The sequence below is a fragment of the Streptomyces sp. NPDC006265 genome (assembly GCF_040613555.1).
Lineage (GTDB): Bacteria > Actinomycetota > Actinomycetes > Streptomycetales > Streptomycetaceae > Streptomyces.
Genome location: NZ_JBEXSH010001032.1, coordinates 1 through 2,862, shown reverse-complemented (window position 1 = coordinate 2,862; position 2,862 = coordinate 1). Strand labels below are relative to the sequence as shown.

The window sequence follows — 2,862 nt, the reverse complement described above, 5'->3', positions numbered from 1 at the left end:
CGCCGCTCACCGCCACGAGACGGTCGTCGATCAGCGCGACGTCGACGCTGTGCACGCCGCCGGGGTGCGCGGCGAAGACGTGGGTGGGCCGGCCGGTGCCGAGTTCCCACACGGCGACGCGGCCGTCCGCGCAGCCCGTGACGACCCACCCGCGCTCGTCGTCGCCGCCCAGCGCGAGGCAGGTGATCACCCCGTGGCCCGCGGAGACCAGCTCGTGCAGCCGTCGGCCCTCGGCGAGGTCCCACACCAGGACGCGCCCCGCACGGTCGCCGCTCACGGCGACGCGCCGGGCTCCGGCCGTACCCGCGGCCACACAGGTCACCCGGTCCTCGTGCCCCGTCAGCGAGTGCAGCCTGCGCCCGTCGGCCGCGTTCCACACCTGCACCCGGCCGTCGTAGCAGCCGGTGACCGCCACGACGGTGCCGTCGTCCAGCGTCGCCGTGGCCACCGCCCGGACGAAGTCGGCGTGCGGGCCGAGGGTGCGGAGCCACTGTCCCGTCCGCACGTCCCAGACGCGGGCGTCCCGGTCCTCCCCCACGGCGACGGCGACCGGGGTGCCGTCCGGCAGGAGCGTGGCGGCCAGCCCGGAGAGCCGCACCATCGAGCTGTCCAGCCGCGTCAGCGTTCCGTCGTCGGGGTTCCACAGGACCGCCTGGTGGCCGTGCCCGGCGGCCACCGCACGGGTGCCGCCCTCGGGGAGGGAGACCGTGACGAGCATCCGGATCGGCCCGACGCCGGCCGCCTGCCGGCGGACCCGGCCGCCGGTGCGCGGGTCGTGGACGTACAACCGGCCGTCCTCACCTCCGGAGACGAGAACCCGGCGGCCGTCGGCGAGCCGTGCCGGCGCGACCGTCCGGGCCGGCCCCGACAGGCCGCCGAGGGTGCGCAGGAGCCTGCCGCCGAGCGGGTCCGACAGCCGCGTGCGGTGCGTGTCCCCGGTGCTGAGGACCACCCGCTCGTACCACCGCAGTCAAAGATCGGCTGACAAGCAACGCCTTCTCACCCCCCGTAGCTGCCCGCTCGACAAGGCGCACCCAATTCAGCGTATCGGGATAGTCGCCTGTCGGGCAGGGGATCGACGCCTCTCTTGTTGCTCATGCGGATCATCGGGCCCAAGGGTGCCGATCAGGCACGCACAGTACGCGGTCGGGGGACGCCCGGGGGTTGACACCGGGCACCCGTTCACTTTCCATCTGATCGGCACCCCGGAATGGCAGGGAAATGCGCTGGTTCGTTCGAAAGCCGTCTCAGGACTGCGGGCGGTCGGCCGCAACCACGCTGTGGTAGTGGCCGACCGGCTCCGATTCAAGAGTGACGGATGGAGATCGGGGCCACATTCCCGGCGAGGGCAAGGTCACAGCCGCCCCCTCTGCTACTCGTTCGTGTCCGTGACCTAGCATCCGAGCATGACGGTCCTGCCTGACGACGGGCTTGAGCTGGCCGGCGAGTTCCCTGACGTGCCCTATGAGCAGTGGCAGCGCCTTGTGGCGGGTGTGCTGCGCAAAGCGGGCAAGGACGTCGAGGGGGCCGAGGCCGAGGAAGCCCTGTCCACCGCGCTGGAGGACGGGTTGCGCACCCGCCCTCTCTACACCGCACACGACTCCGCGCCCGAGCCGGGCCTGCCCGGTTTTGCTCCCTTTGTGCGCGGCGGCCGCGCCGAGGGGAACACGGTCGGCGGCTGGGACGTACGGCAACGGCACACGGCGGCCGACCGTGACGCGGTGCTCGGGGACCTGGAGAACGGTGTCACCTCCCTCTGGCTGACGGTCGGGGAGGGGGGCATCGCAGTGCCGGACCTCGGCCGGGTCCTCGACGGCGTGTATCTCGACCTGGCGCCCGTCGTCCTCGACGCGGGGCGCGACGCCGAGCCCGCCGCGCGGGAGTTGCTGCGGGTGTACGAGGAGCGGGGTGTCGCCCGGGACGCGGCGCGCGGCAATCTGGGCGCGGATCCGCTCGGGCACGAGGCCCGTACCGGTCAGCGGTGCGACACCGGGCCTGCGGCGGAGCTCGCGCGGCTGTGCGCCGGGGAGTACCCGGGGCTGCGGGCGCTGGCCGTGGACGCGCTGCCCTACCACGAGGCCGGTGGTTCGGCCGCCCAGGAGCTGGGCTGCTCGCTGGCCACCGGGGTGGCGTACCTGCGGGAGCTGGCCGGGGCCGGGCTGGACGTCGAACAGGCCTGTGCGCAGCTGGAGTTCCGGTACGCGGCGACCGCCGACCAGTTCCTGACGATCGCCAAACTGCGGGCCGCGCGCCGGCTGTGGGCCCGGGTGACCGAGGTCTGCGGGGCGCCCCGCGCGGGGGCGCAGCTCCAGCACGTCGTGACGTCGCCGGTGATGATGACGCGCCGCGACCCGTGGGTGAACATGCTGCGCTCGACGATCGCCACGCTGGCCGCGGGGGCGGGAGGGGCCGACGCGGTCACCGTGCTGCCCTTCGACCACGCCCTCGGCCTGCCGGACGCGTTCGCGCGCCGCATCGCCCGCAACACCTCCACGATCCTCATCGAGGAGTCGCACCTGGCCCGGGTGATCGACCCGGCGGGCGGCTCCTGGTACGTGGAGCGGCTGACGGACGAACTGGCCCGTGCGGGCTGGGAGTTCTTCCAGGGGATCGAGCGTGCCGGCGGGCAGGCCGCCGCCCTGCGCTCGGGACGCCTCGGCCAGGACCTGGCCGACACCTGGCAGGCCCGGAGCGCCCGGCTCGCCAAGCGGCGCGAACCCATCACCGGCGTCAGCGAGTTCCCGTTCCTCGCCGAGAAGCCGGTGGTGCGCGAGAGCGCGTCCGAGCCGCGGTCCGGCGGGCTATGTTCCCGGCGGCGCCTCTGAGGCTGTGAGCCTGGTCTGCGATCTCCTGCGAGTCGTG

General features: G+C 73.9%; 2 pseudogenes. One reads left to right on the top strand and one right to left on the bottom strand.

Annotation, left to right across the window (positions count from 1 at the left end):
• A pseudogene (locus ABZ281_RS44685) lies at positions 1-952 on the bottom strand (hypothetical protein); the annotation flags it as partial.
• A 454-nt stretch (positions 953-1,406) separates the two neighbouring features.
• Between ABZ281_RS44685 and ABZ281_RS44680 the strand changes: the two are divergent.
• A pseudogene (locus tag ABZ281_RS44680) lies at positions 1,407-2,804 on the top strand (methylmalonyl-CoA mutase subunit beta); the annotation flags it as partial.
• Between the last annotated feature and the right edge of the window lie 58 nt (positions 2,805-2,862).